Below are 21,875 nucleotides of genomic sequence, written 5' to 3'. Positions count from 1 at the left end.
GATCGCAGTACAGGCGCACTACATTCAAGGGACGGCCCGTGGCCGCTGGACTGCCCGATTGTAACGCCGTTGACCGCGCCCTCCATGGCTGAGCAAGCGCGCGATGGCACAGGTGTGGCATCCGCGCCGCAATTGGGGCGGCCGGCTGGTCGAGCCGACAACAAGTTGTCGGAACTGCCAGCCGGCCGGGCGGGAGACTACACTCCGACTACTTTACGACGACCCTGGTGGGTGGTTCCCTAGCGGCGGCCCTTGGGTGCCGGCTTCGCGGCGGCCTTCGGCTTGACCTTGATGGTGTCGAGGATCGACGGCCGCGCCTTCGTTTCGACGGTTTCGCGCGCCGTCATCGAACCGGTGAGCGCATTCGGGCGGCCGCCACGCGGTGCGGCGGCGCGGCCGGCGCCCGGCTGGCCCGGCCGGGCGCCACGCTGCGCACCCGGTGCCAGCGTGGGCATGGCGCGCTTGCCTTCCGGTGCCGCCGTCATGTTTTCCTCGCCCGGCGTCCATGCCGGGATCAGGTGCTTCTCGCCATTGCCGATCAGGTCGCCACGGCCCATCGCCTTCAGCGTCTCGCGCAGGATCGGCCAGTTGGCCGGGTCGTAGTAGCGCAGGAATGCCTTGTGCGCCTTGCGCACCTTGGCCGTGCGCGGCGTTTCCACCACTTCCGACGTGTCGGTCACTTTCTTCAGCGGGTTGCGGCGGCTGTGGTACATGGTGGTGGCCATCGCCATCGGCGTGGGCATGAACGTCTGCACCTGGTCGAGGCGGAAGTTGTTTTTCTTCAGCCACAGCGCCAGGTTCAGCATGTCCTCGTCCGACGTGCCGGGGTGGGCGGCGATGAAATACGGGATCAGGTACTGCTTCTTGCCCGCTTCGAGCGAGAACTTCTCGAACATCGCCTTGAATTCGTCGTAGGCGCCGATGCCCGGCTTCATCATCTTCGACAGCACGTTCGTTTCCGTGTGCTCCGGCGCGATCTTCAGCAGCCCGCCCACGTGGTGCGTGACGAGTTCTTTCACGTATTCAGGCGAGCGCACGGCCAGGTCGTAGCGCAGGCCGGACCCGATCAGGATCTTCTTCACGCCGGGAATGGCACGCGCCTTGCGGTACAGCTGGATCAGCTTGCTGTGGTCGGTGCCCAGGTTGGAGCAGATCGACGGATACACGCACGACAGGCGGCGGCACGATTCCTCGATCGTCTTTTCCTTGCAGGCGAGGCGGTACATGTTCGCCGTGGGGCCGCCCAGGTCGGAAATGGTGCCCGTGAAGCCCTTGGTCTTGTCGCGGATGTGCTCGATCTCGCGCAGGATCGACGGTTCCGAGCGGCTCTGGATGATGCGGCCTTCGTGTTCCGTGATCGAGCAGAACGTGCAGCCGCCGAAGCAGCCGCGCATGATGTTCACGGAGAAGCGGATCATTTCCCAGGCGGGGATGCGGGCATTGCCGTAGGCCGGGTGCGGCGCGCGGGCATAGTGCATGTCGTACACGCCGTCCATCTCGTCCATCGCCAGCGGCAGCGGCGGCGGGTTGATCCACACGTCGCGGTCGCCGTGCTGCTGGACCAGCGCGCGGGCGTTGCCGGGATTCGACTCCAGGTGGAACACGCGCGACGCGTGCGCGTACATCACCGGGTCGGTGCTCACGGTGTCGTACGACGGCAGCCGCACCACGGTGCGGTTGTGCTTTTCCTTCGCCATGGCCTGGCGTTCTTCGCGGCTCATGATGCGGATCGGCTTGACGGTGGGTTCGGGAGCGGCATTCTCGGTCGCGCATGCTTCCTTGTCTTCCTTGGCCATCGCATACGGATCGGGATGCGCGTCGATCCTGCCGGGCACGTCCACGCGGGTCGAGTTGTGCACGCCCCACTCTTCGGACGGCAGCCAGCCCTGCGGCACCAGGAATGCGGTACCGCGCAGGTCCTTGATCGACTTGATGTCCTCGCCCTTCGCCATGCGGTGCGTGAGGTCCACCAGCGCACGCTCGGCGTTACCGAAGATCAGCAGGTCGGCTTTCGAATCGATGAGCACCGACTTGCGCACCTTGTCCGACCAGTAGTCGTAGTGGGCGATGCGGCGCAGCGAAGCCTCGATGCTGCCGATGATCACCGGCGTGCCGGGAAACGCTTCGCGGGCGCGGTGCGCATACACGCTCACCGCACGGTCAGGGCGCTTGTTTGGCTCGCCATTCGGCGTGTACGCATCGTCCGAACGGATCTTGCGGTCGGACGTGTAGCGGTTCACCATCGAATCCATGTTGCCGGCCGTGATGCCGAAATACAGGCGCGGCTTGCCCAATGCGCGGAACGCATCGGCCGATTGCCAGTCCGGCTGGCTGATGATGCCCACCCGGAACCCCTGGGCTTCCAGCAGCCGGCCAACCAGGGCCATGCCGAAGCTGGGGTGGTCGATATAGGCGTCGCCCGTGACGAGGATGATGTCGCACTCATCCCAGCCCAGCTTGTCCATTTCGGCGCGGGTCATGGGCAGGAAAGGCGCAACAGGGGCGCGGGCAGACCGCTTGGGCACGGTCGCGAAGAGGTTCATGGGGGCATTCATAAGGCGGGATTGTACCAAAAAGCGTGCCGCAGCGCGCACCACGCCATTATTTCAAGCCGAAAAAGCTTTTATTATTCAATAACTTGTGTTGCAAGAGAGGGAATTACCGGGAAAGTATCCGGGGCGCCATTGCAATGCGCCCATAGCGGCCTATAACGAAAGGAGCAGTGAGGAGGAGGAAAAATATGCGAAGACGTCTCTACTACATGCTGCCCGACATGCCATCCGCACGTGCGATGCTCGATGAACTCCTGCTGGCACGCATCGAGGAGCGGCACATCCGTTTCCTGGCCCGCGAGGGCGCCTTGCCGGACGATATGCCCGGCTGCAATTTCATGTTGAAAACCGATCTGGTCCACGGTGCGCAGGTGGGCACGCTGATCGGCGGCATCGTCGGCCTCGTGGCCGGCATCATCCTCGTGCTGATGCCCCCGGAAGGATTGACGATGCGAACGGCTACGATCCTGCTGATGGCCCTGGGCGGCGCGCTGTTCGGCGCCTGGGCTTCCGGCATGAACGGTTGCGCGATCCCGAACAAGCGCCTGGAACAGTTCACGGACCGCGTGCAGCAGGGGCAGGTGCTGATGATCGTGGACGTGCCCGTGCGGCGCGTGCGCGAAGTCGAAGCGATGATCGCCGAGCGGCACCCCGACTTCAACTTTGGCGGCGAAGAACCGCCCATGGTGGCGTTTCCCTGAAGCTGCCTGCCGGCCCATTGCGCCCCCTGCGCAATGGGCCGGGTTTATTTCGTGAAGCCGTCTATCCCATCCATCCCATCCATCCCGGCAATCCGGGCAATCCCGTCAAATTCCCATATTGCCCAGGATACGGCCGAGCTCGCGCAGCGTGGGCTCGAGCGCCGGATGCCTGGCCGCGAACTTCGCCGAAATTTCCTGGGTGCGCTCGGCCAGGCCGTACGTGATGGTGCCTTCGTCGCTGACGGCGCCGTCCGCCGCGCGCTGTTCCAGCACGCGCTCGATATCGCCGTCGAGCTGGCGCAGCAAATCCTGCAACTCCTCGTCCACCGGTGCCCCGCTCGCCAGGGCCGCATGCACTTCGCGCAGCGATGCCTTCAGGTTGTTGTCCATGCCTATCTCCTCGAATGACGCTGATGCGAACTTATACACTGTTTCGCTCTTCCGCCGCTACACCATCGGCTCAGCCGTACACACCCCCATGCACCATGCATGTCATGAGAGGGTAATGTTGCCAAATTAAGATGCGCCGTCTTTCACTTTCGGCAACGGCCATCCATGACCCAATCGAATGCACGTCGCAAGTTCATCCGCAATTTCTCCATTGCCCTGTCCGCCATCCCGCTGAGTGCCTGCGGCGGCGACGACGATCCGTCCCATGAGGGCATCACCTATGCGCATGGCGTGGCCAGCGGCGATCCGCTGGCCGACCGCGTGATCCTGTGGACGCGGATCTCGGCGGCTTCCGGCGCGGACGATGTGGACGTGGGCTGGACCGTGGCGGAAGACAGCGACTTCGCGAAGGTCGTGGCGTCCGGCACCGCGCGCACCGGCGCGGCCCGTGATTTCACGGTGAAGGTGGATGCGACGGGCCTGTCCGCCAACCGCCGCTATTATTATCGCTTCCGCTGCCAGGGCGTCGATTCGCCGGTGGGCCGCACGAAGACGTTGCCGACCGGATCGGTGACGCAGGCGCGTTTCGCCGTGTTCAGCTGCTCGAACTACCCGGCCGGCTATTTCAATGTGTACGGCGATGCGGCGAAGTTCGACGACATCGACGTGGGGCTGCACCTGGGCGACTACATCTACGAATACGCGGCCGGCGGTTACGCGTCGCAGAACGCCGCCGCGATGGGCCGCGTGTCGCAGCCGGCCACCGAGATCATCACGCTCACCGATTACCGCCGCCGCTACCAGCAATACCGCACCGATCCGGACCTGCAGGCCGTGCACGCGCAGATGCCCTTCATCACCGTGTGGGACGACCATGAGCTGACCAACGACACGTGGCGCGACGGCGCGGAAAACCACGACCCGGCCACCGAGGGCCTGTGGGCCGCGCGGCGCCAGATGGCGATCCAGGCCTACCACGAGTGGATGCCGATCCGCCAGCCGGACGCGGCAAGGCCCGAACGCATCTACCGCTCGTTCGACTTCGGCAACCTGCTGTCGCTGCACATGCTCGATACGCGCGTGATCGGCCGCGACAAGCAGCTGGCCTATGCCGGCTACGTGGGCGCCGACCGCAACTTCGACAGCGCCGCGTTCACGGCGGACGTGACGAATCCGGCGCGCCAGCTGATGGGCACCGAGCAGACCGCGTGGCTGCAGGGCCAGTTGTCGAAATCGACGGCGACCTGGCAAATCCTCGGCCAGCAGGTGCTGATGGCGCGGATGCTGCTGCCGGCACCGATGGTGCTGGGCACCGTGGGCTACGCGGCCTACTTCGCCATCGCCGCCAAGGTGCAGGCCGGCGTGGCGCTCTCCGAAACGGAACGCCAGCAGCTCGCCGCCGCGCCCGTCCCCTACAACCTTGACGCGTGGGACGGCTACGCTGCCGCGCGCGAGACGGTGCTGAACATGGCACGCACGCTGGACAAGAACCTTGTCGTGCTGGCCGGCGACACGCACAACGCCTGGGCCAGCGACCTGGCCGATGCGAACGGCCAGGCGGTCGGCGTGGAATTCGGCGTGCCATCCGTCACCTCGCCGGGCTTCGAGGGCTATTTCCCCACCGCCGCCCCGGCCACGGTGGCCGCCGGCATGGAACAGCTGATCGGCCCGTTGCAATACGCCGAAACAGCCTCGCGCGGCTTCGTGGTGCTGACGGTGACGCCTACCGAAACCCGCGCCGAGTACCGCTATGTCGACACCATCAAGTCGAAGACGTATTCGGCATCGGTCGGCAAGGTGCTGCGCATGCTGCCGGGCGCGACGAACCGGAAGATCGTGGCGGGGTAACGACATCCGAAGCAACACCACCATCATCAAAGTCAACACACGTTGCCATCCTGCTCATCAATTGTAATAATGACCATCCACAAAACTACAAGGGGTTGTCATGCGTATTGGTTCAATGTTGAAAGGGATGGCATGTGCGCTGGCGGCGCTGGTCGCGGTGCCGGGCCACGCCGCGCCGTGGTCTTCCGGCGACCTGTTTTCGTCGTTTAACTCGATGTTCTGGGATAATTCGATCCAGCACTACGATTCGAACGGGAAGTACCTGGACTCCATTTCGCTCCCGTCCGAATACGGCAGTAACGTCAAGGGGCTGGCGTTCGGCAAGGAAGGCTGGCTGTATGCGGTCACGACGACAACTGAAGGCTTCGGCGTGACGGCGCTGGACAGCAACGGCACCGTGCAGGCCACTTACTCGGGTTCGAGCTATGTCGGCGGTAACCTGTCCTACGGCAAGATCGCCTTCGGCAACGACGGCAATTTCTTCGTCGCGGGCAGCAACCAGCTGACCGCGTTCACTGCCGGCAGCAAGACCGGCACGGTCATCTACGAAAACAACCAGGTGTTCGACGTCAAATCGCTGGCGTCGGGCAACCTGCTGGTATTGTCCGCCTACGGCCTCAATGAAATCACGTCGCAAGGCGCGATCGTGCGCAGCGTCGCGCTCGATGGATTCATCGTCGACGCGCGCGGGCTCGAGTACGATGCGGTCAATGACGACATCTATGTGTCGATGCTGGGCTATAGCGACAATTTCTTCCAGCTGATGCGGTTCGACGGTGCGACCGGTGCCCTGGAAGCCAAGGCGGGCTACTGGTACGGGGACGACCTGCTGCTGACTGAAGACGGCCAGTTGATCGTGGGTAGCCGAACGCTGGCCCCCGGCATCTTCGACAAGGATCTGAACCCGCTGGGTACCCTGGGCATCGGCGAGCAGATGTTCGTGGCGCAGTATGTTTCCGCCGTGCCAGAACCGCAAGTGGCCATGCTGCTGTTAGCCGGCCTGGCCGTCGTGGGTATCGCGCGCCGGCGCGGCAAGGTTGCACGCCCGAGCTGACTGCAAGGCACGTCCGTTGCAAAAAAAAACCGCGCAATTGCGCGGTTTTTTCATGCGTCAGTCGTTCAGGCCGCGCCGTTCCAGCAGCGGCTCGACCTTGGCGTCGCGGCCGCGGAACTCGCGGAACATCTGCATCGCATCCATCGTGCCGCCTTTCGACAGCAGCTTCTGGCGGAACCAGTCGCCGTTCTTGCGCGACAGGCCGCCGTTCTCCTTGAACCAGTTCACGGTATCGGCGTCGAGCTTTTCGGCCCACAGGTAGCCGTAGTAGCCGGCCGAATAGCCGCCGGAGAACACGTGCGAGAAGTACGTGGTGCGGTAGCGCGGCGGGACCGGGGCGAAGTCGACGCCGGCATCCTTCAGGCTTTGCGCTTCGAACGCCAGCACGTCGGCGGGCACCTGGCCAGCCGGCAGCTGGTGCCATTTCTGGTCGAGGATCGCGGCGGCGAGGTACTCGGTGGTGCGGTGGCCTTCGTTGAACTTCTGCGCGGCCAGCACCTTGTCGAGCAATTCCTTCGGCATCGGCGCGCCGCTCTGGTAGTGCCGGGCGTAGTTATTCAGGATGTCCGGCCAGGTGGCCCACATCTCGTTGACCTGCGACGGGAACTCCACGAAGTCGCGCGGCACGCGGGTGCCCGAGAAGCGCGGATATTGCACGTTCGAGAACATGCCATGCAGCGCGTGGCCGAATTCATGGAATGCCGTGCGCACTTCGTCGTACGTGAGCAGCGTGGGTTCGCCGTTGGCCGGCTTGGGAATGTTCAGGTGGTTGGCCACCACCGGCTGCGTGCCGAGCAGCTTGTTCTGGCCCACGTAGGCATTCATCCATGCGCCGCCGCGCTTGTTGCCGCGGGCGTAGAAGTCGCCGATGAAGATGGCCAGCTGCTTGCCGTCGGCATCGAACACGTCCCACACACGCACGTCCGCCTGGTACACGGGCAGGTCCTTGCGTTCCTTGAACGTCAGCCCGAACACCTTGTTTGCGGCAAAGAACACGCCGTTTTCCAGCACGCTGTTCAACTCGAAATACGGTTTCAGCTCGTTCTGGTCGAAGGCATAGCGCTCCTTGCTGACCTTGTCCGCGTAGAACTGCCAGTCGTGCGCCGCCACCTGGAACCCGCCTCCGTCCTTATCTTTCTGCTCAGCGTCGATCACCTTCTGGATATCGGCCGCTTCGCGGCGCGCGTTGCGCACCGCCGGCTGGGCGAATTCGGCCAGCAGCGCATTCACGGCCGTGGTGTCCTTGGCCGTCTGGTCTTCCAGGTGGTAGGCGGCATGGCTGGCGTAGCCCAGCAGCGCGGCCCGTTCGGCGCGCAGTTTCGCCAGTTGCAGCACCAGGTCGCGGTTGTCGAAGTCGCCGCCGCGGCTGCCGCGCGCCATCGACGCGGCCAGCAGGCGCTCGCGCGTGGTGCGGTTCTTCAGCACCGACAGCGGCGCCTGGCCGGTGGTGTTCACGACCGGGATCGCGTACTTGCCTTCCAGCCCGCGCGCTTTCGCGTCATTGGCCGCCTTGGCGATGGCCGCATCGGACATGCCGTCCAGCTCTTCCTTCGTGTCGACGACCAGCGCGGAAGCGTTCATTTCCTTCAGCACGTTCTGGGCAAACGCGGTCTGCAGTCCGGCCAGTTTCGCGTTGTACGCCTTGAGCTTTTCCTTGTCCGCCGCCGACAGTTTCGCGCCGGCGCGCACGTAGTCGGTGTGGTAGCGCTCGAGCAGGTACTTCGATTCCGGATCGAGTTTCAGCTTGTCGCGCTTGTCGTACAGCGCCTTGATGCGCGCGTACATTTTCGCGTTCAGCAGCATCGCGTCGCTGTGGGCGGCCAGCTTCGGGGCCAGCGTACGGTCCAGCGCCTGCAGCGTGTCGTTCGTGTTCGCGCCGTTCAGGCTGTAGAACACGGTCGACACGCGATTGAGCAGGCGGCCGGTGCGCTCCATCGCCACGATCGTGTTCTCGAACGTGGGCGCGGCCTTGTTGTTGGCGATTCGTTCGATCTCGGCGGCCTGCTCCTTCATGCCTTCGTCGAACGCCGGCGCGTAATCGGCGTCGCCGATCTTGTCGAACGGCGGGTAATGCAGCGGCAGCGGGCTCGGTGCGGCGAACGGGTTCGCGGCAGGCAGCGCGGCCTGGGCCAGGCCGGCGACCGCGAGGCTCGCGGCCAAAAATGTGGAAGAAGCGATCAATTTCGGATATTTCAACATTATTCCTTCGAAGGCTGGACATTCAGGCCGCGGCGTTCCAGCAGCGGCTCGATGGCGGCATCGCGGCCGCGGAAGTTACGGAACAGTTCCATCGCATCGGCGGTACCGCCGCGCGACAGCAGCGTCTTGCGGAACCAGTCGCCGTTCTTGCGCAGCAGGCCGCCGTTTTCCTTGAACCACAATACGCTTTCGGCATCGAGCTTCTCGGCCCACAGGTAGGCGTAGTAGCCGGCCGAGTAACCGCCGGAGAAGCTGTGCGAGAAATAGGTGGTGCGGTAGCGCGGCGGGACCAGGGCGTAGTCGACGCCGGCGTCCTTCAGCGCGGCCGCTTCGAACGCCAGCACGTCGTCCGGCACCTGGTTGGGCTGCAACTGGTGCCATTTCTGGTCCAGCAGCGAGGCGGCCAGGTATTCGGTGGTGGCGAAGCCCTTGTTGAACTTGCGCGATGCGGTGATCTTGTCGAGCAGTTCCTTCGGCATCGGCGCGCCGGTCTGGTGGTGCTTCGCGTAGTTGGCCAGGATTTCCGGCCACACGGCCCACATCTCGTTGACCTGCGACGGGTATTCGACGAAGTCGCGCGGCACGCTGGTGCCGGAGAAGCGCGGGTACTTCACGTTCGAGAACATGCCGTGCAGCGCATGGCCGAATTCGTGGAACAGGGTCGTCACTTCATCGAACGTCAGCAGCGTGGGTTCGCCGGCCGGCGGCTTGGGAATGCTCTGGTGGTTGCCCACCACCGGCTTTTCGCCCAGCAGCGACGATTGCGACACGTACTCGTTCATCCACGCGCCGCCCTGCTTGTTCGGGCGGGCATACAGGTCGGCCAGGAAGATCGCCAGCGGCTTGCCGTCGGCATCGATCACGTCGAACACGCGCACGTCCGGGTCATACACGGGCAAGTCCTTGCGCTCCTTGAACGTGATGCCGTACAGCTTCGTGGCCGCATGAAACACGCCGTTGACCAGCACGCTGTTCAGCTCGAAATAGGGCTTGAGCTGCTTTTCGTCGAAGGCAAAGCGCTGGGCACGCACTTTATCGGTATAGAAATCCCAGTCCGCGGCGGTGATGGGCGTGCCGGCGATCGCCGCCAGGTCGGCGCCTTCGCGGCGCGCGTTGTCGACGGCCGGTTTCGCCAGCTCGGCCAGCAGCTTGTTCACGTTGGCCGTGTTCTTGGCCGTCTGGTTCGCCAGCGAATAGGCGGCAAAGTTCTCATAGCCCAGCAGGCGGGCCTGTTCGGCGCGCAGGCGGGCCAGTTTCTTGACGACTTCGCGGTTGTCGAACTCGCCGCCGCGGCTGCCGCGCGCCAGCGATGCCGCCATCAGGCGCGCACGCACCTGCGGATTCGTCAGCTCGGCCAGTTGCGCCTGGCCGGTGGTGTTCTGCAGCGCCAGCAGGTATTTACCCTTGTGGCCCTTTTCTTCGGCGGCCTTGGCGGCGGCATTGATCGCCGCCTCCGGCATGCCCGCCAGTTCCTCGCGCGTGTCGACCACGAGTGCGGAAGCGTTGATTTCCTTCAGCACGTTCTGCGTAAACGTCGTCTGCAACGTGGCGATCTCGCCGTTCAGGCGTTTCAGCTTTTCCTTGTCCTGCGCCGACAGCTTCGCGCCGGCCAGCACGAAGTCCTCATGATAGCGCTCGATCAGATATTTCGATTCGGCGTCCAGGCCCAGCTTGCCGCGCTGCGCGTACAGCGTGTCGACGCGCTTGAACAGCTGCGGGTTCAGGTGGATCGCATCGCTGTGCGCGGCCAGTTTCGGCGACATTTCGCGGTCGACGGCATCGAGCGTGTCGTTCGTGTTCGCGCCCACCAGGTTCGAGAACGTGCTGTGCACGCGGTGCAGCAGCTGGCCGCTCTTTTCCATCGCCACGATCGTGTTCTCGAATGTGGGGGCCGCCTTGTTGCCGGCGATGCGGTCGATTTCCTTCAACTGCTCGGCCATGCCCGCCTGGAACGCGGGCAGGAAGTGCTCGTTGCGGATCTGGTCGAACGCCGGATAGTGCAGCGGCAGCGGGCTGGGTTTCAGCAAGGGATTCAGCGAGGTCGCCTGGGCGGAAGCAGTGGGTGCGTCGGGTGCCGCGTGCGCCGCGGAGAGGGAGGCCAGCGCCAGGCTGGCGGCGAGAACGAGCATACGTGGTGGGGTCATATCGTCTTTCGATCAACCATCGGGAGCCGGCGAGATCGTCGCCGGCTCCCTGTCAGGGAACGCCTGCCCGGTGGCAAGCATGAATGCAAGATAATAACAGGGCTATTTCACACAGTCATCGTGGTATACCATGATGCCCATGCCCTCCTTCCATCCCCATTACGACGCGATCGTTGCCGGCAGCGGCCCCGGCGGCGCCAGCGTGGCGCGCACGCTGGCCGCGGCCGGTGCGCGCGTGCTGGTGCTCGAACGCGGCGGCGCCGCGCCGGTGGCCGGCACGCTGGCGCAGATGGCGGCGATGGCGGCCGTTCCCGGCAAGGGCGCGTTCTTCCACCGCGATGCGTCGCTGCTGGTGCGCGGCATCACGGCCGGCGGCAGTTCCACGATCAACTTCGCCACCGCCGCTTCGCCGCCCCGGTCGTTTGCCAACCTTGGCATCGACCTGGCCGGCGACGAACGGGCGCTGCGTGCCGAACTGCCGCTCGGCCCCCTGCCCGACGACCTGGTCGGCCCGATGGCGCAGCGGATCATGGCGGCGGCGCTGGGCGCCGGCCTGGGCTGGCACAAGCTGGACAAGATGATCCGCCCGGCAATCTGCCGCACCGGCTGCTGGCGCTGCGTGTATGGCTGCCCGTTCGGCGCCAAATGGACCGCGCGGGACTTCCTGGACGAAGCCTGCCGGCATGGCGCGCAGCTGGTGGCCGATGCGCGCGTGGAGAAGGTGATCGTGGAGCACGGCCGCGCAACCGGCGTGGAAGTCACGGCCGGCGGCACGGTGCACACGGTGCGCGCGCCCGTCGTCGTGCTGGCGGCCGGCGGCATCGGCAGCCCGCGGCTGCTGCACGCATCGGGCCTGGCGCCGGCCACGGTGCCATTCTTCAGCGACCCGGTGGTGGCGGTGATGGGCAGCGTTGCCGATCTCGACGGCGGCGCGGAAGTGCCGATGGCGGCCGGCCTCGCGCTGCCGGACGAGGGCATATCGTTCGCCGACCTTACACTGCCGCGGCCGATGTACAGCGCCTTTGCCGCGCAGGTGGGCCGCTTCGACCGCCTGGGAGCGCACCGCCGCACGCTGTCGATCATGGTGAAGATCGCCGACGAAGCTGGCGGCGCCACCGGCCCGCGCTGGGTGGACAAGACATTGACGGCGGCCGACAAGGCGAAGTTCCGCCGCGGCGTGGCGGTCGCGCGCGACATTCTCCTTGCCGCCGGCGCACGGCATATCTTCAGCAGCCACCATTTCGCCGCCCACCCGGGTGGCACGGCGCCGATCGGCGCGGTCGTCGATACCGACCTGCAAACGCGCACGCCAGGCTTGTTCGTCTGCGATGCCGCCGTGCTGCCGGCACCCTGGGGGCTGCCGCCCACCCTCACGTTGCTGTGCCTGGGCCGGCGGCTGGGCCGGCAGCTGTCCACGTCGTAGCGGGAGATGAACGGTCACGACATGTAGACGAACACGACATGGCCAGACGCAACCACTGCTGCGTGCCGCATGTGCCGTTCGTCACGGCCGCGGACCATGACTTATGGCACTGGCGCCGGGAGCGGCGCCAGTCAGTAGTGCGGCGGCCGTTCGTTGACCGGCGCCTGCGCCGTGTCGCGTGTGCGCATGTGCTCGATCAGCCGGGCGACCATCGCCTCGAGCTGGTCGATCTGTTTCTGCTGCTCGTAGATGCGCGCGTTCAGCGATTCGACGAGGTCTTCCTGGTGGGCCAGCTTGATTTCGATGTCGATAAAGCGCGCGTCGTTCTGTTCTTCGGTGTTCACGTGATTTCCTTTGTTTTCGGGGTGGCCAGCAATTCCTTCATGCGGGCCAGGCGTTCGCGTGGCGAGATCACTTCGCTTTCCTTCGGCGGCGCATCGCCCACGTCGAGCTGCATCTCGGCGATGAAGCGGGAAACGTCGCAATGCACCTGCTCGCCGGCGCGCTTTCTTTTCTTGCACCACGTAAGCTGCAGCGTGCGCTGCGCGCGCGTGATGCCCACGTACATCAGCCGGCGTTCTTCCTCGATGCGCTGGGCCAGCGTTTCGACCGGCGCATCGGGATCGCCCTTGTGCGGCAGGATGCCCTCTTCCACGCCGACGAGGAACACGTGCGGATATTCCAGCCCCTTCGACGCGTGCAGCGTGGACATGCGGATCGAGTCCAGGTCTTCGTCCTTCCCCTCCAGCATCGACATCAGCGCCACCATCTGCGTCAGCTCCAGCACGTTCTTTTCCTCGCCGTCGCGGTCCTTGCCGCCGCGGCCGCGGTCCTTCAGCCAGCCCATGAAATCGAGTACGTTCTGCCACCGGCTCTGCGCGGCCCGTTCCTCGAGCGTGTCGTACAGGTAGTGCTCGTAGTGGATCGCTTCCATCATGTCATCCAGCACCTGGGCGGCATTGTCGCCGCTGCCGGCCTGGCCCGGGCGGCTGGCGCGCGATTCCAGGTCGTTGATGAAATTGCAGAAGTCGCGCAGCGGCTGCAGCTGGCGGTCCGTCAGCTTCGCTTCGATACCGCCCTTGAACACGGCTTCGAACAGCGAGCATTGCCACTGGCCCGAGAACGCCCCCAGCACTTCGAGCGTGGACTGGCCGATGCCGCGGCGCGGCGTGGTCACGGCGCGGATGAAGGCCGGGTCGTCGTCCTGGTTCGCCAGCAGGCGCAGGTAGGCGATGATGTCCTTGATCTCGGCCTTGTCGAAGAAGCTCTGGCCACCCGAGATCGTGTACGGAATGCGCTGGTTGCGCAGCGCCTGTTCGATGATGCGGGCCTGGTGGTTGCCGCGGTACAGGATCGCGTAGTCGGACCATTTGTTGCGGCGCTCGAAATGGTCGGCCGAGATCATGATCGCCACCTGGTCGGCTTCCTGCTCGTCGTTGGCCATCGCGTGCACCTTGATCGGCTCGCCCAGGCCGTGCTCGGACCACAGGGCCTTCTCGAACAGCTTCGGGTTGTTCGAGATGACGGCGTTGGCCGCCTGCAGGATGCGCGTGGTGGAGCGGTAGTTCTGTTCCAGCTTGATCAGGCGGAGGTCGGGGAAATCGACCTGCAGGTTGGCCAGGTTTTCCACCGATGCGCCGCGCCACGCGTAGATCGCCTGGTCGTCGTCGCCCACCGCGGTGAACATGGGTTTCTTGCCGACCCCGGTGACCATCAGTTTCAGCAGCTCGTACTGGCAGGTGTTGGTGTCCTGGTATTCGTCGACCAGCAGGTAGCGCAGCCGGCGCTGCCACTTGTCGCGCACCGGGTCGTTGTCGCGGAACAGTTCCACCGGCAGGCGGATCAGGTCGTCGAAATCGACCGCCTGGTAGGCCGACAACGTGCTCACGTAGCTGGCGTAGATGCGCGCCGACTGCGCCTCGTCTTCATCCTTGGCGTTGCGGATCGCCAGTTCCGGCGTCACCAGGCCGTTCTTCCACAGCGAGATGTCGTTCTGGATGCGGCGGATCAATCCCTTGTCGGTGGTGAGCGCCATGTCCTGCACCAGCGAGTAGCAATCGTCGCTGTCCATGATGGAAAAGCGGTCCTTCAGGCCCAGGTGGTTCGCTTCCTGGCGCAGGATCTTCACGCCCAGCGAGTGGAACGTGGACACCGTGAGCTGCTTGGCCTGCTTGGGCTGCTTCAGCAGCTTGGCGACGCGCTCCTGCATCTCGAGCGCGGCCTTGTTGGTGAACGTGAGGGCGGCGATGGTGCGGGGATCGTAGCCCCGTTCCTCGATCATGTACGTGATCTTTTGCGTGATCACGCGCGTCTTGCCCGAGCCGGCGCCAGCCAGCACGAGGGCGGGACCGTCGAGATACAGCACGGCTTCGCTTTGCGGCCCGTTCAGGCCGAATCTGGGTGCATTGGACATGGTGGAGAGAGGATTGAAAGCAGGGATGAAAGTGCGGATCACGCAGGCACAGCCGAGCATTGTACCGCCTCGGCATTGATATTTCCCGCTTCGAAGGAATATAGTGGCATCCGGCTCACGACATTCTTGCCATGCTATGAAATTCGAACATTTGATAGAAATTAACGATCCACTGAACCCGCTGATCGACTCCCTCACCCATGAGCAGGTCTGGCGTGGCCTGGTGCTGCGCGCTGAATCGCCGAAGCTGTTCGTGCCGCACCTGGACGAGGTGCGCATCGGGGAACGCAACGACAAGGGCTTCAGGCGCACGCAGCGCTATGGCGACTTGGTGATCGAGGATACGGTGGTGCTGGACTACCCGAACAGCATCCGCTACGAAGTGGCCGCGCAGGGCGAAATCAGCAGGTCGAGCCTGACGATGACGATCGAATCGCATGGACAGGACCACCTGTTCGTGCGGTTCGAATACGAGGATGCGCACAATGCGCGCGAGGACGAGGAGAACGCCATGTTCGACGAGTTCCGCCGCTCGGCCTACCAGGAATCGGATATCGACACGATCCGCGTGCTGCGCGAGCTGGCCGGGGAAGGCCGGCTGGATGCGATGCTGAACTGACGGATCGGGTGTCTAGGGCAGCGCCGCCCTGCCCCACACCTGGTCCATGCGGATCGGGGTGTCGACCTGGTCGGCGCTGAGCACGTCGCGGATGGCCGACAGGTCGGCGCGCGTGTCGCGCTGCAGGAACACGTCGAGCGGGGCGCCACGCGGGCCGATGAACGACTGCACATACGGCGTGGTCGAATTCAGGCCACGGCGCGAGACCACGCCGACTTCGCCGTTCAGCAAGCGCACGAAGGTGCCGACGGGATAAATGCCCAGTTCTCGGATCAGCACGGCGCCCAGCTGGGCATCCAGCGCATGCCGGGCATCGAGCAGGATGTCGCGCAGCGCCGCGTTCGGCAGCATCGGCTTGCGGAACGGCCGGTCCGATACGCGGGCGCAGAACCGGTCGGCCAGCGCGAGGAGCTTGGCGGGAACCGCGATCGCATCGCCCACCAGCGCGCACGGATAACCGCTGCCATTCTCGTTTTCATGGTGCGACAGTACACAGTCGAGCCATAGCGGATCGCCGATGCCGGCCTGGCGCAGCAGCGCCACGCCCTGTTCCGGGTGATTGTGCACGAGCGCCTTTTCCTCGTCGGAGAGAGTGCCCCGCTCGTCCTGCAGGCCCAGCAATGCCACGTTCATCGTCAGCGCGGCCAGCGTCATCGACAGCATTTCGGCAGCCGGCCGCTTGACCGCGCGGGCCACGACCTGCGCCACCACGGCCGTGTCGATGCAATGCCGCACCGCATACGGCGCGGCGCGCTGGTTGTGGAGGATGCAGGCGGCAGCCACTTCGGGACTGATTTCCACGGCCTGCGCGACGAGCAGCGCAACCTGCTCCAGCTCGGCCTGCACGCCGCCGCCGCCGGCCGCGATCCGGTGCAGCAGCGGTTCCAGTTCGGCGACCGCATGGTTCAGCAGGCGCAGCACGGACGGCGGCGGGGTGGCCGCCTCCGTATCGGGCAACGTGGCGTCGTCGATGAAGCCCCGCTCGACGAGGCTGGCCGCCTGCAGTTCCGATGATGGCAGATAGCTCTTGCGCACCAGCAGTGCGCCGTTTTCGCCGAATACATCCCAGGCGAGCGGTTCGCCGGCGCGGATATCGCTCCTGGTTAGTCGCCGAATCGTCATGATGTCCCCCAAGTATTGCCTGCGCGTATGAATTTAGGCTGCATACGCCTGTTTGCTTTTGCTTTATATCAATAGTTATAGCAATAATGTAAGGCAATGGCAATTGCTTTCGGGGAAAATCAAGAAGCGTTGTTTCCAAGTCCAGTCGATTACGTGCCCGGCGTGCAGTCGGGGCATGGCTGTACCGGCTCCGGGGGCGGATGTTTCAATGCCTCGGCCAGGTCGCGCAGTGCGGTGCGCACGCCTTCTTCCACCACGGGGTGATAGAACGGCATGTCGAGCATGGCCGATACCGTCAGGCCGGCTTGCACGGCCCATGCCAGCAGGTGGCCGATGTGCTCGGCGCGCGGCCCGATCATCTCGGCCCCCAGGAAGCGGCCGCTGCCATATTCACCGTAGACGCGCAGCATCCCCTGGTTCTGCAACATGACGCGGCTGCGCCCCTGGTTGCCGAATGAGACTTCACCGACGGCAAAGCGGCCCTCGTGGCTATGGGCCAGCGCGCGCCATCCGGCGCCGGGCGTGGCGATCTGCGGTTCGGTGAAGGCGATCGCCAGCGGCGTGCGGCGCAGGCCGGGCTGCACGTCCGGGTACAGCGCGGCATTGTGGCCGGCGATCCTGCCCTGGTCGGCTGCTTCCGGCAGCAGCGGCAGTTCGTCGTTGGCATCGCCGGCGATGAAGATCGGGCTGGTGCCGCACTGCATCGTGGTGCGGTCGTACAGCGGCACGCCGCGGCGGTCGCGCTCGATGCCGGCCAGGTCCAGCTTCAGCGCCTGCACGTTCGGCGCGCGGCCGATCGCCACGAGCACATAATCGTAATGCTCCTCTTGCTCGTTGCCGGCAGCATCGCGGGTGGTCAGCGCCAGCCGCTCGCCATCCGGCTGCACCGATACAACCTGGGACTGGAAGCGAATGTCGAGTTCCCGCTTCAGCACGCTGCTTGCCTCGGCCAGCACGGCCGGGTCGCTCAGTTGCGCGACGCTGTTGCCGCGCGCGTACAGCCCCACGCGCACGCCAAGCCGGTGCAGCGCCTGGCCCAGTTCCAGGCCGATCACGCCGGTACCGATGACGGCCACCGATGCGGGCAGGTCCGTCCATTCGAACACGGCATCGCTGTGGATCACACGTGGCCCGGCCTGTGCCCATTCCTCGGGCACGATCGGCGTCGACCCGGTGGCGATGACGATCCGTTCGGCATGCACCTCGGTATGGTCGTCCACCAGCAGGCGGTTCGGTGCCGCGAAGCGCGCGTAGCCGCGGATCTTGTCCGCCGCCGGCAAGCCTTCGACATTCTCGACGACGAAGCCGGCAAAGCGGTCGCGCTCGCGGCGCACGCGATCCATCACGGCCGGGCCGTCGATGCGCACGGCGCCGGGGTGCACGCCGAAACCCGGCGCCGCATGCAGCGCATGCGCGGCCTCGGCCGCGGCAATCAGCAGCTTGCTGGGCATGCAGCCCACCCTTGCACAGGTGGTGCCGTAAGGCCCGCCTTCGATCAGCACCGCGTGCTTGCCGGCCGCGCGGGCGGCGCGGTAGGCCGACAGGCCGGCCGTACCCGTGCCGATGACGGCCACGTCGCAACGAATCGTGTTCATGATGGTCTCCAGGAAATCTGACGGCATCGTACACCAGGACAGCGCGGCCGGCGGCAAGCCGTCGCGCTGGAGTTGGTCAGATATCGATCGGATCCACTTCCAGCGACCATTTCACGCGCGACTTCATGTCGCGCAAGCGTGCCATCCACTCCTTCAGGAACGCCTGCAAGGCCGGCCGGGATGCCGACTCCACCAGCAATTGCGCGCGGTCGACGTTGTACACCCGTGTCATGCTCATCGGGATCGGGTCGTTGATCGTGATGCCTTCCGCGATGCCCTCCCCCCGCATGCAGTCGCGCGCCGCCTGCAGGAAGTCGATCGCCTTCGCCAGTTCCGGCGCCTCGGCGCGCAGCATCGCCTGGAACAGGTAGGGCGGCAGGCCGGCCTGCCCGCGCTCGGCCAGCAGTGCGCCGGCAAAGCGGTCGTAGTCGTGGTTGACCAGCGCGCCATACAGCGGGTGCTCCGGGTAGCGCGTTTGCACCAGCACCTCGCTGGCGCTGCCGCCTTCGGCCTGCGCGGTGCGGCCGGCGCGGCCGGCCACCTGCATCAGTTGTGCGAACAGCCGCTCGCTGGCGCGGTAATCCTGCGAAAACAGCGCCGTATCCGGGTTCAGGATGCCGACCAGCGTGAGCTTCTTGAAGTCATGCCCCTTGGCGACCATCTGCGTGCCGATCAGGATGTCCACGTCGCCGCGGTGCACGGTGTCGAACGCTTCCTGGGCGCTGCCCTTGCGGCGCGTGGAGTCGGCATCGATGCGCAGGATGCGCGCCTCGGGGAACCATTCGCGCAGGTTTTCCTCGATGCGCTGGGTGCCACGGCCCAGCGGCTGCAGGTCGATGTTGCCGCACGTGGGGCAATGGCGCGGAATGCGCATCTCCAGGCTGCAGTGGTGGCAGCGCAGCTTGAACTCGCCCTTGTGCAATACCATGAATGCCGTGCAGCGCTGGCAATCGCTGACCCAGCCGCAGGACTCGCAGCAGATCACCGGGGCATAGCCGCGCCGGTTCAGGAACAGCAGCGATTGTTCGCCCCGCTCGAGCCGCTGGCGCAGCGCCGCTTTCAGCTGCATCGTCACCCCGCCATCGGGCTTGTCGTGCTCCATGTTGACCAGTTTGACGGCCGGCAGCACGGCCTGCTTCACGGCCCGTTCGCGCAGTGCCAGCTTGCGGTAGCGGCCCGATTGCGCGTGGTGCCAGCTTTCCAGCGACGGCGTGGCCGATCCCAGCACGACAGGAATCTTCAGTTGCCAGGCGCGCCACACGGCCAGGTCGCGCGCCGAATAGCGCAAGCCTTCCTGCTGCTTGTACGACGGATCGTGTTCCTCGTCGATGACGATCAGCTTCAGGTGCGGCAATGACGCAAGGATCGCCAGGCGGGTGCCGAGCACGATGCGGGCTTGGCCCTGGTGGGCCGCCAGCCAGTGCAGCATGCGTTCGCCTTCGGCAAGGCTGCTGTGCAAGGTGGCCAGCATGACGCCGGGGAACCGGGCACGGATATTTCCTTCCAGCTGGGGCGTCAGGTTGATTTCGGGTACGAGCACGAGGATCTGGCCGTCCGGCTCGCGCGCCAGCACCTGGGCGCAGGCCTGCAGGTAGACCTCCGTCTTGCCGCTGCCCGTCACGCCATACAGCAGCATCGGCGCGAATCCTGCGGCGCCGCCGATCGCATCGGCCGCATCTTGCTGCTCCGGATTCAGCACCGGCATGCCGACGGGGTCCGGGTCGTGCCCGATGGCCGTCTTCGCCAGCTTCTTGATCGCCCGGTCCAGCGCCACGGTGGTCGGCAGGCGCAGGTTCTTCGGCACGCCCGGCAGTGCCACTTCGCCCAACGGGCGCTGGTAATACTCGGCCGCGAAGCCGGCCAGTGCCAGCCATTGTGCCGGCAACGGCGCCAGTTGCGTGCGCACCGCCAGCGCATCCTTGAGTTTTTCCTCGGGCACGTCCGTGTCGTCGCTGACGGCCACGATGATGCCCACCACCTCGCGTTTGCCGAACGGCACCAGTGCCAGGTGGCCCACCTGCGGCCGGTCGCCTTGCGCGCCGGGCCAGCGGTAGTCGAACACCGCATGCAGTGGCGTGTCGAGTGCGATGCGGAGTATGCAATGGGGCATCAGATTACCTGTGAACTATCCACAAATTCTGGGGATAACTTTGTGGACATTGAATCCGTAATTCCCGGAAACGTGCATTCCCAACCCAATGATGAGGCATGGAAACGCCAAATTTCACAATTTTTTCTTTTTAAAATCAAAGACTTAAAAATCGCTCCCGAGAGCGGCCAAAATGAGGGAATTTGGAATCTTGCTGTGCATAAGTCGCCTCCGCTCATGTTCCTGAGCGATCCACGAAAGAGGGATGCAGGCATGCGGAACCGGCTATTTTACCAAGCAGTCTCGACCGTAGCGAAACTATTGCTTGCTTAAAATTCATGCAATGCAGCAGAACAAAAGGTAAGTCGCGGTTTACTAAGCGCTTTTGTATTTTTTCCACAGTTTTTGTGGATAACTTTGTGGAGAATGCTGTCGCAACCTTGGCCAGACCCGGAAATAAGGTTTACTTATCGCAAAGCATCCTAACTTCCAAGATGGATTTTAATCAGTCAAATCAACCACTTGGATTTTTTGCTGCCGTTAAACTTTCCTGATTGCCTTTTACTTTGGCAACCAGAAAAATTGTGCATAAGTCGGGTTTGCCTGTGCAAACCCCGCAGGGTCAGCCGCCGATACGCAGCTTGCGGCTGTGCGAATGCACCGTATCGACCATCACGGCCACCGATTCAGGCGGCGTGAACTGGGAAATGCCGTGGCCCAGGTTGAAGACATGGCCGGTCGTGTGGGGGCCATAGGCATCGAGCACGCGGCGCACTTCGGCCTGGATCTGCTCGGCGCCGGCAAACAGGATGGCTGGGTCGAGATTGCCTTGCAGCGCGACCTTGTCGCCCACCGCGGCACGCACCTTGCCGATATCGGCCGTCCAGTCCAGCCCGATCGCATCGGCACCGATGGCGGCGATTTCTTCCGCCCAGTGCGCGCCGCCTTTCGTGAAGACGATGGCTGGGATGCGCACGCCGTCATGCTCGCGCTTGAGTTGCGCCACCACGCGCTGCATGTACTGCAGCGAAAACTGTTGATAAGCCCCGTCGGCCAGCGCACCGCCCCACGAATCGAAGATCATCACCGCCTGCGCGCCGGCGTCGATCTGCGCATTCAGGTACTCGGCCACCGCGCGCGCGTTCACATCGAGGATGTGGTGCATCAGGTCCGGCCGGCTGTACAGCATTTTCTTGATGGTATGGAACTCGCGCGAGCCCTGCCCTTCCACCATGTAGCACGCCAGCGTCCAGGGGCTGCCGGAAAAGCCGATCAGCGGCACGCGGCCGTTCAGCGTGGTGCGGATCTGTGTCACGGCCTTGAACACATAGTCGAGCGAGCCGGGCTCGGGCAGGCGCAATGCCTGCACGTCCGCCTCGGTGCGCAGCGGGCGTTCGAATTTCGGTCCTTCGCCCTCGACGAAATACAGGCCCAGGCCCATGGCGTCGGGCACCGTCAGGATGTCGGAAAACAGGATCGCCGCATCCAGCGGGTAGCGGTCGATCGGCTGCAGCGTGACTTCCGTGGCGAGATCGGGGTTCGTGGCAAGGCCCATGAAGGAGCCGGCCTTCGCCCGCGTGGCCTTGTATTCCGGCAAGTAACGGCCCGCCTGGCGCATCAGCCACACGGGCGTGTAATCGGTCGGCTGGCGCAGGAGCGCACGCAGGAAGGTGTCGTTCTGGAGCGGGGCGAATTGTGGCATGGCTGGCAATGAAATGCGGGACGA

At 64.8% G+C, this 21,875-nt stretch carries 15 protein-coding genes; 5 read left to right on the top strand and 10 right to left on the bottom strand.

The features are described from left to right. Positions 1-239 precede the first annotated feature (239 nt). Complete coding sequence (locus ACY65G_RS19435) at positions 240-2,555, bottom strand: YgiQ family radical SAM protein (RefSeq protein ID WP_464998942.1); 2,316 nt, start codon at positions 2,553-2,555, stop codon at positions 240-242. Positions 2,556-2,740: 185 nt separating this feature from the next. Between ACY65G_RS19435 and ACY65G_RS19430 the strand changes: the two genes are divergently transcribed. Then, positions 2,741-3,253: a DUF1269 domain-containing protein gene (locus tag ACY65G_RS19430; protein WP_464998941.1), complete on the top strand. Its 513-nt coding sequence runs from the start codon at positions 2,741-2,743 to the stop codon at positions 3,251-3,253. 105 nt (positions 3,254-3,358) lie between these two features. Here ACY65G_RS19430 and ACY65G_RS19425 read toward each other — a convergent pair whose 3' ends face one another. After that, positions 3,359-3,643: a DUF4404 family protein gene (locus ACY65G_RS19425; protein WP_464998940.1), complete on the bottom strand. Its 285-nt coding sequence runs from the start codon at positions 3,641-3,643 to the stop codon at positions 3,359-3,361. A 165-nt stretch (positions 3,644-3,808) separates the two neighbouring features. Here ACY65G_RS19425 and ACY65G_RS19420 point away from each other — a divergent pair, with 165 nt between their 5' ends. Continuing rightward, on the top strand, positions 3,809-5,491 hold the full coding sequence (locus tag ACY65G_RS19420; protein WP_464998939.1) for an alkaline phosphatase D family protein: 1,683 nt from the start codon (positions 3,809-3,811) through the stop codon (positions 5,489-5,491). A gap of 100 nt (positions 5,492-5,591) precedes the next feature. Further along, positions 5,592-6,545, top strand: coding sequence for a PEP-CTERM sorting domain-containing protein (locus tag ACY65G_RS19415; RefSeq protein WP_464998938.1), 954 nt, complete (start codon positions 5,592-5,594; stop codon positions 6,543-6,545). 57 nt (positions 6,546-6,602) lie between these two features. Here ACY65G_RS19415 and ACY65G_RS19410 read toward each other — a convergent pair whose 3' ends face one another. Both ACY65G_RS19410 and ACY65G_RS19405 read right to left on the bottom strand, forming a co-directional pair. After that, positions 6,603-8,744, bottom strand: coding sequence for a M3 family metallopeptidase (locus tag ACY65G_RS19410; protein WP_464998937.1), 2,142 nt, complete (start codon positions 8,742-8,744; stop codon positions 6,603-6,605). Then, complete coding sequence (locus ACY65G_RS19405) at positions 8,744-10,888, bottom strand: M3 family metallopeptidase (RefSeq protein WP_464998936.1); 2,145 nt, start codon at positions 10,886-10,888, stop codon at positions 8,744-8,746. The genes ACY65G_RS19410 and ACY65G_RS19405 overlap by 1 nt, the downstream gene beginning before the upstream one ends. A gap of 130 nt (positions 10,889-11,018) precedes the next feature. On the opposite strand from ACY65G_RS19405, the gene ACY65G_RS19400 reads away from it, so the two are divergent. Continuing rightward, positions 11,019-12,311 (top strand): GMC family oxidoreductase N-terminal domain-containing protein, encoded by a 1,293-nt coding sequence (locus ACY65G_RS19400; protein ID WP_464998935.1) that lies wholly within the window; start codon positions 11,019-11,021, stop codon positions 12,309-12,311. 131 nt (positions 12,312-12,442) lie between these two features. Here the strand turns inward: ACY65G_RS19400 and ACY65G_RS19395 are convergent, their stop codons facing one another. Both ACY65G_RS19395 and ACY65G_RS19390 read right to left on the bottom strand, forming a co-directional pair. After that, a complete protein-coding gene (locus tag ACY65G_RS19395) occupies positions 12,443-12,655 on the bottom strand; it encodes a SlyX family protein (protein WP_464998934.1) in 213 nt (70 codons plus the stop codon). Next, the gene (locus ACY65G_RS19390) at positions 12,652-14,724 is read right to left on the bottom strand and encodes a UvrD-helicase domain-containing protein (protein WP_464998933.1); all 2,073 of its coding nucleotides are present in this window, start codon (positions 14,722-14,724) and stop codon (positions 12,652-12,654) included. The genes ACY65G_RS19395 and ACY65G_RS19390 overlap by 4 nt, the downstream gene beginning before the upstream one ends. A gap of 136 nt (positions 14,725-14,860) precedes the next feature. On the opposite strand from ACY65G_RS19390, the gene ACY65G_RS19385 reads away from it, so the two are divergent. Continuing rightward, positions 14,861-15,343, top strand: a complete 483-nt coding sequence (locus tag ACY65G_RS19385; protein ID WP_464998932.1) for an SRPBCC family protein — start codon at positions 14,861-14,863, stop codon at positions 15,341-15,343. A 12-nt stretch (positions 15,344-15,355) separates the two neighbouring features. On the opposite strand, the gene ACY65G_RS19380 is transcribed toward ACY65G_RS19385, so the two are convergent. The 4 genes from ACY65G_RS19380 to hemE form a co-directional block, all read right to left on the bottom strand. Continuing rightward, positions 15,356-16,465 (bottom strand): HD-GYP domain-containing protein, encoded by a 1,110-nt coding sequence (locus tag ACY65G_RS19380; protein ID WP_464998931.1) that lies wholly within the window; start codon positions 16,463-16,465, stop codon positions 15,356-15,358. Positions 16,466-16,614: 149 nt separating this feature from the next. Continuing rightward, entirely contained in the window at positions 16,615-18,060 is a 1,446-nt protein-coding gene (locus ACY65G_RS19375) for a dihydrolipoyl dehydrogenase (RefSeq protein ID WP_464998930.1), read from the bottom strand. A 76-nt stretch (positions 18,061-18,136) separates the two neighbouring features. Beyond that, positions 18,137-20,170, bottom strand: a complete 2,034-nt coding sequence (locus tag ACY65G_RS19370; protein ID WP_464998929.1) for a primosomal protein N' — start codon at positions 20,168-20,170, stop codon at positions 18,137-18,139. A gap of 601 nt (positions 20,171-20,771) precedes the next feature. Further along, the gene (gene hemE / locus ACY65G_RS19365; protein WP_464998928.1) at positions 20,772-21,851 is read right to left on the bottom strand and encodes a uroporphyrinogen decarboxylase; all 1,080 of its coding nucleotides are present in this window, start codon (positions 21,849-21,851) and stop codon (positions 20,772-20,774) included. Between the last annotated feature and the right edge of the window lie 24 nt (positions 21,852-21,875).

The sequence above is a fragment of the Pseudoduganella sp. jia 12 genome (assembly GCF_055502675.1).
The sequence above is the reverse complement of the archived record's forward strand: the minus strand, read 5'-3'. Positions and strand labels throughout refer to the sequence as shown.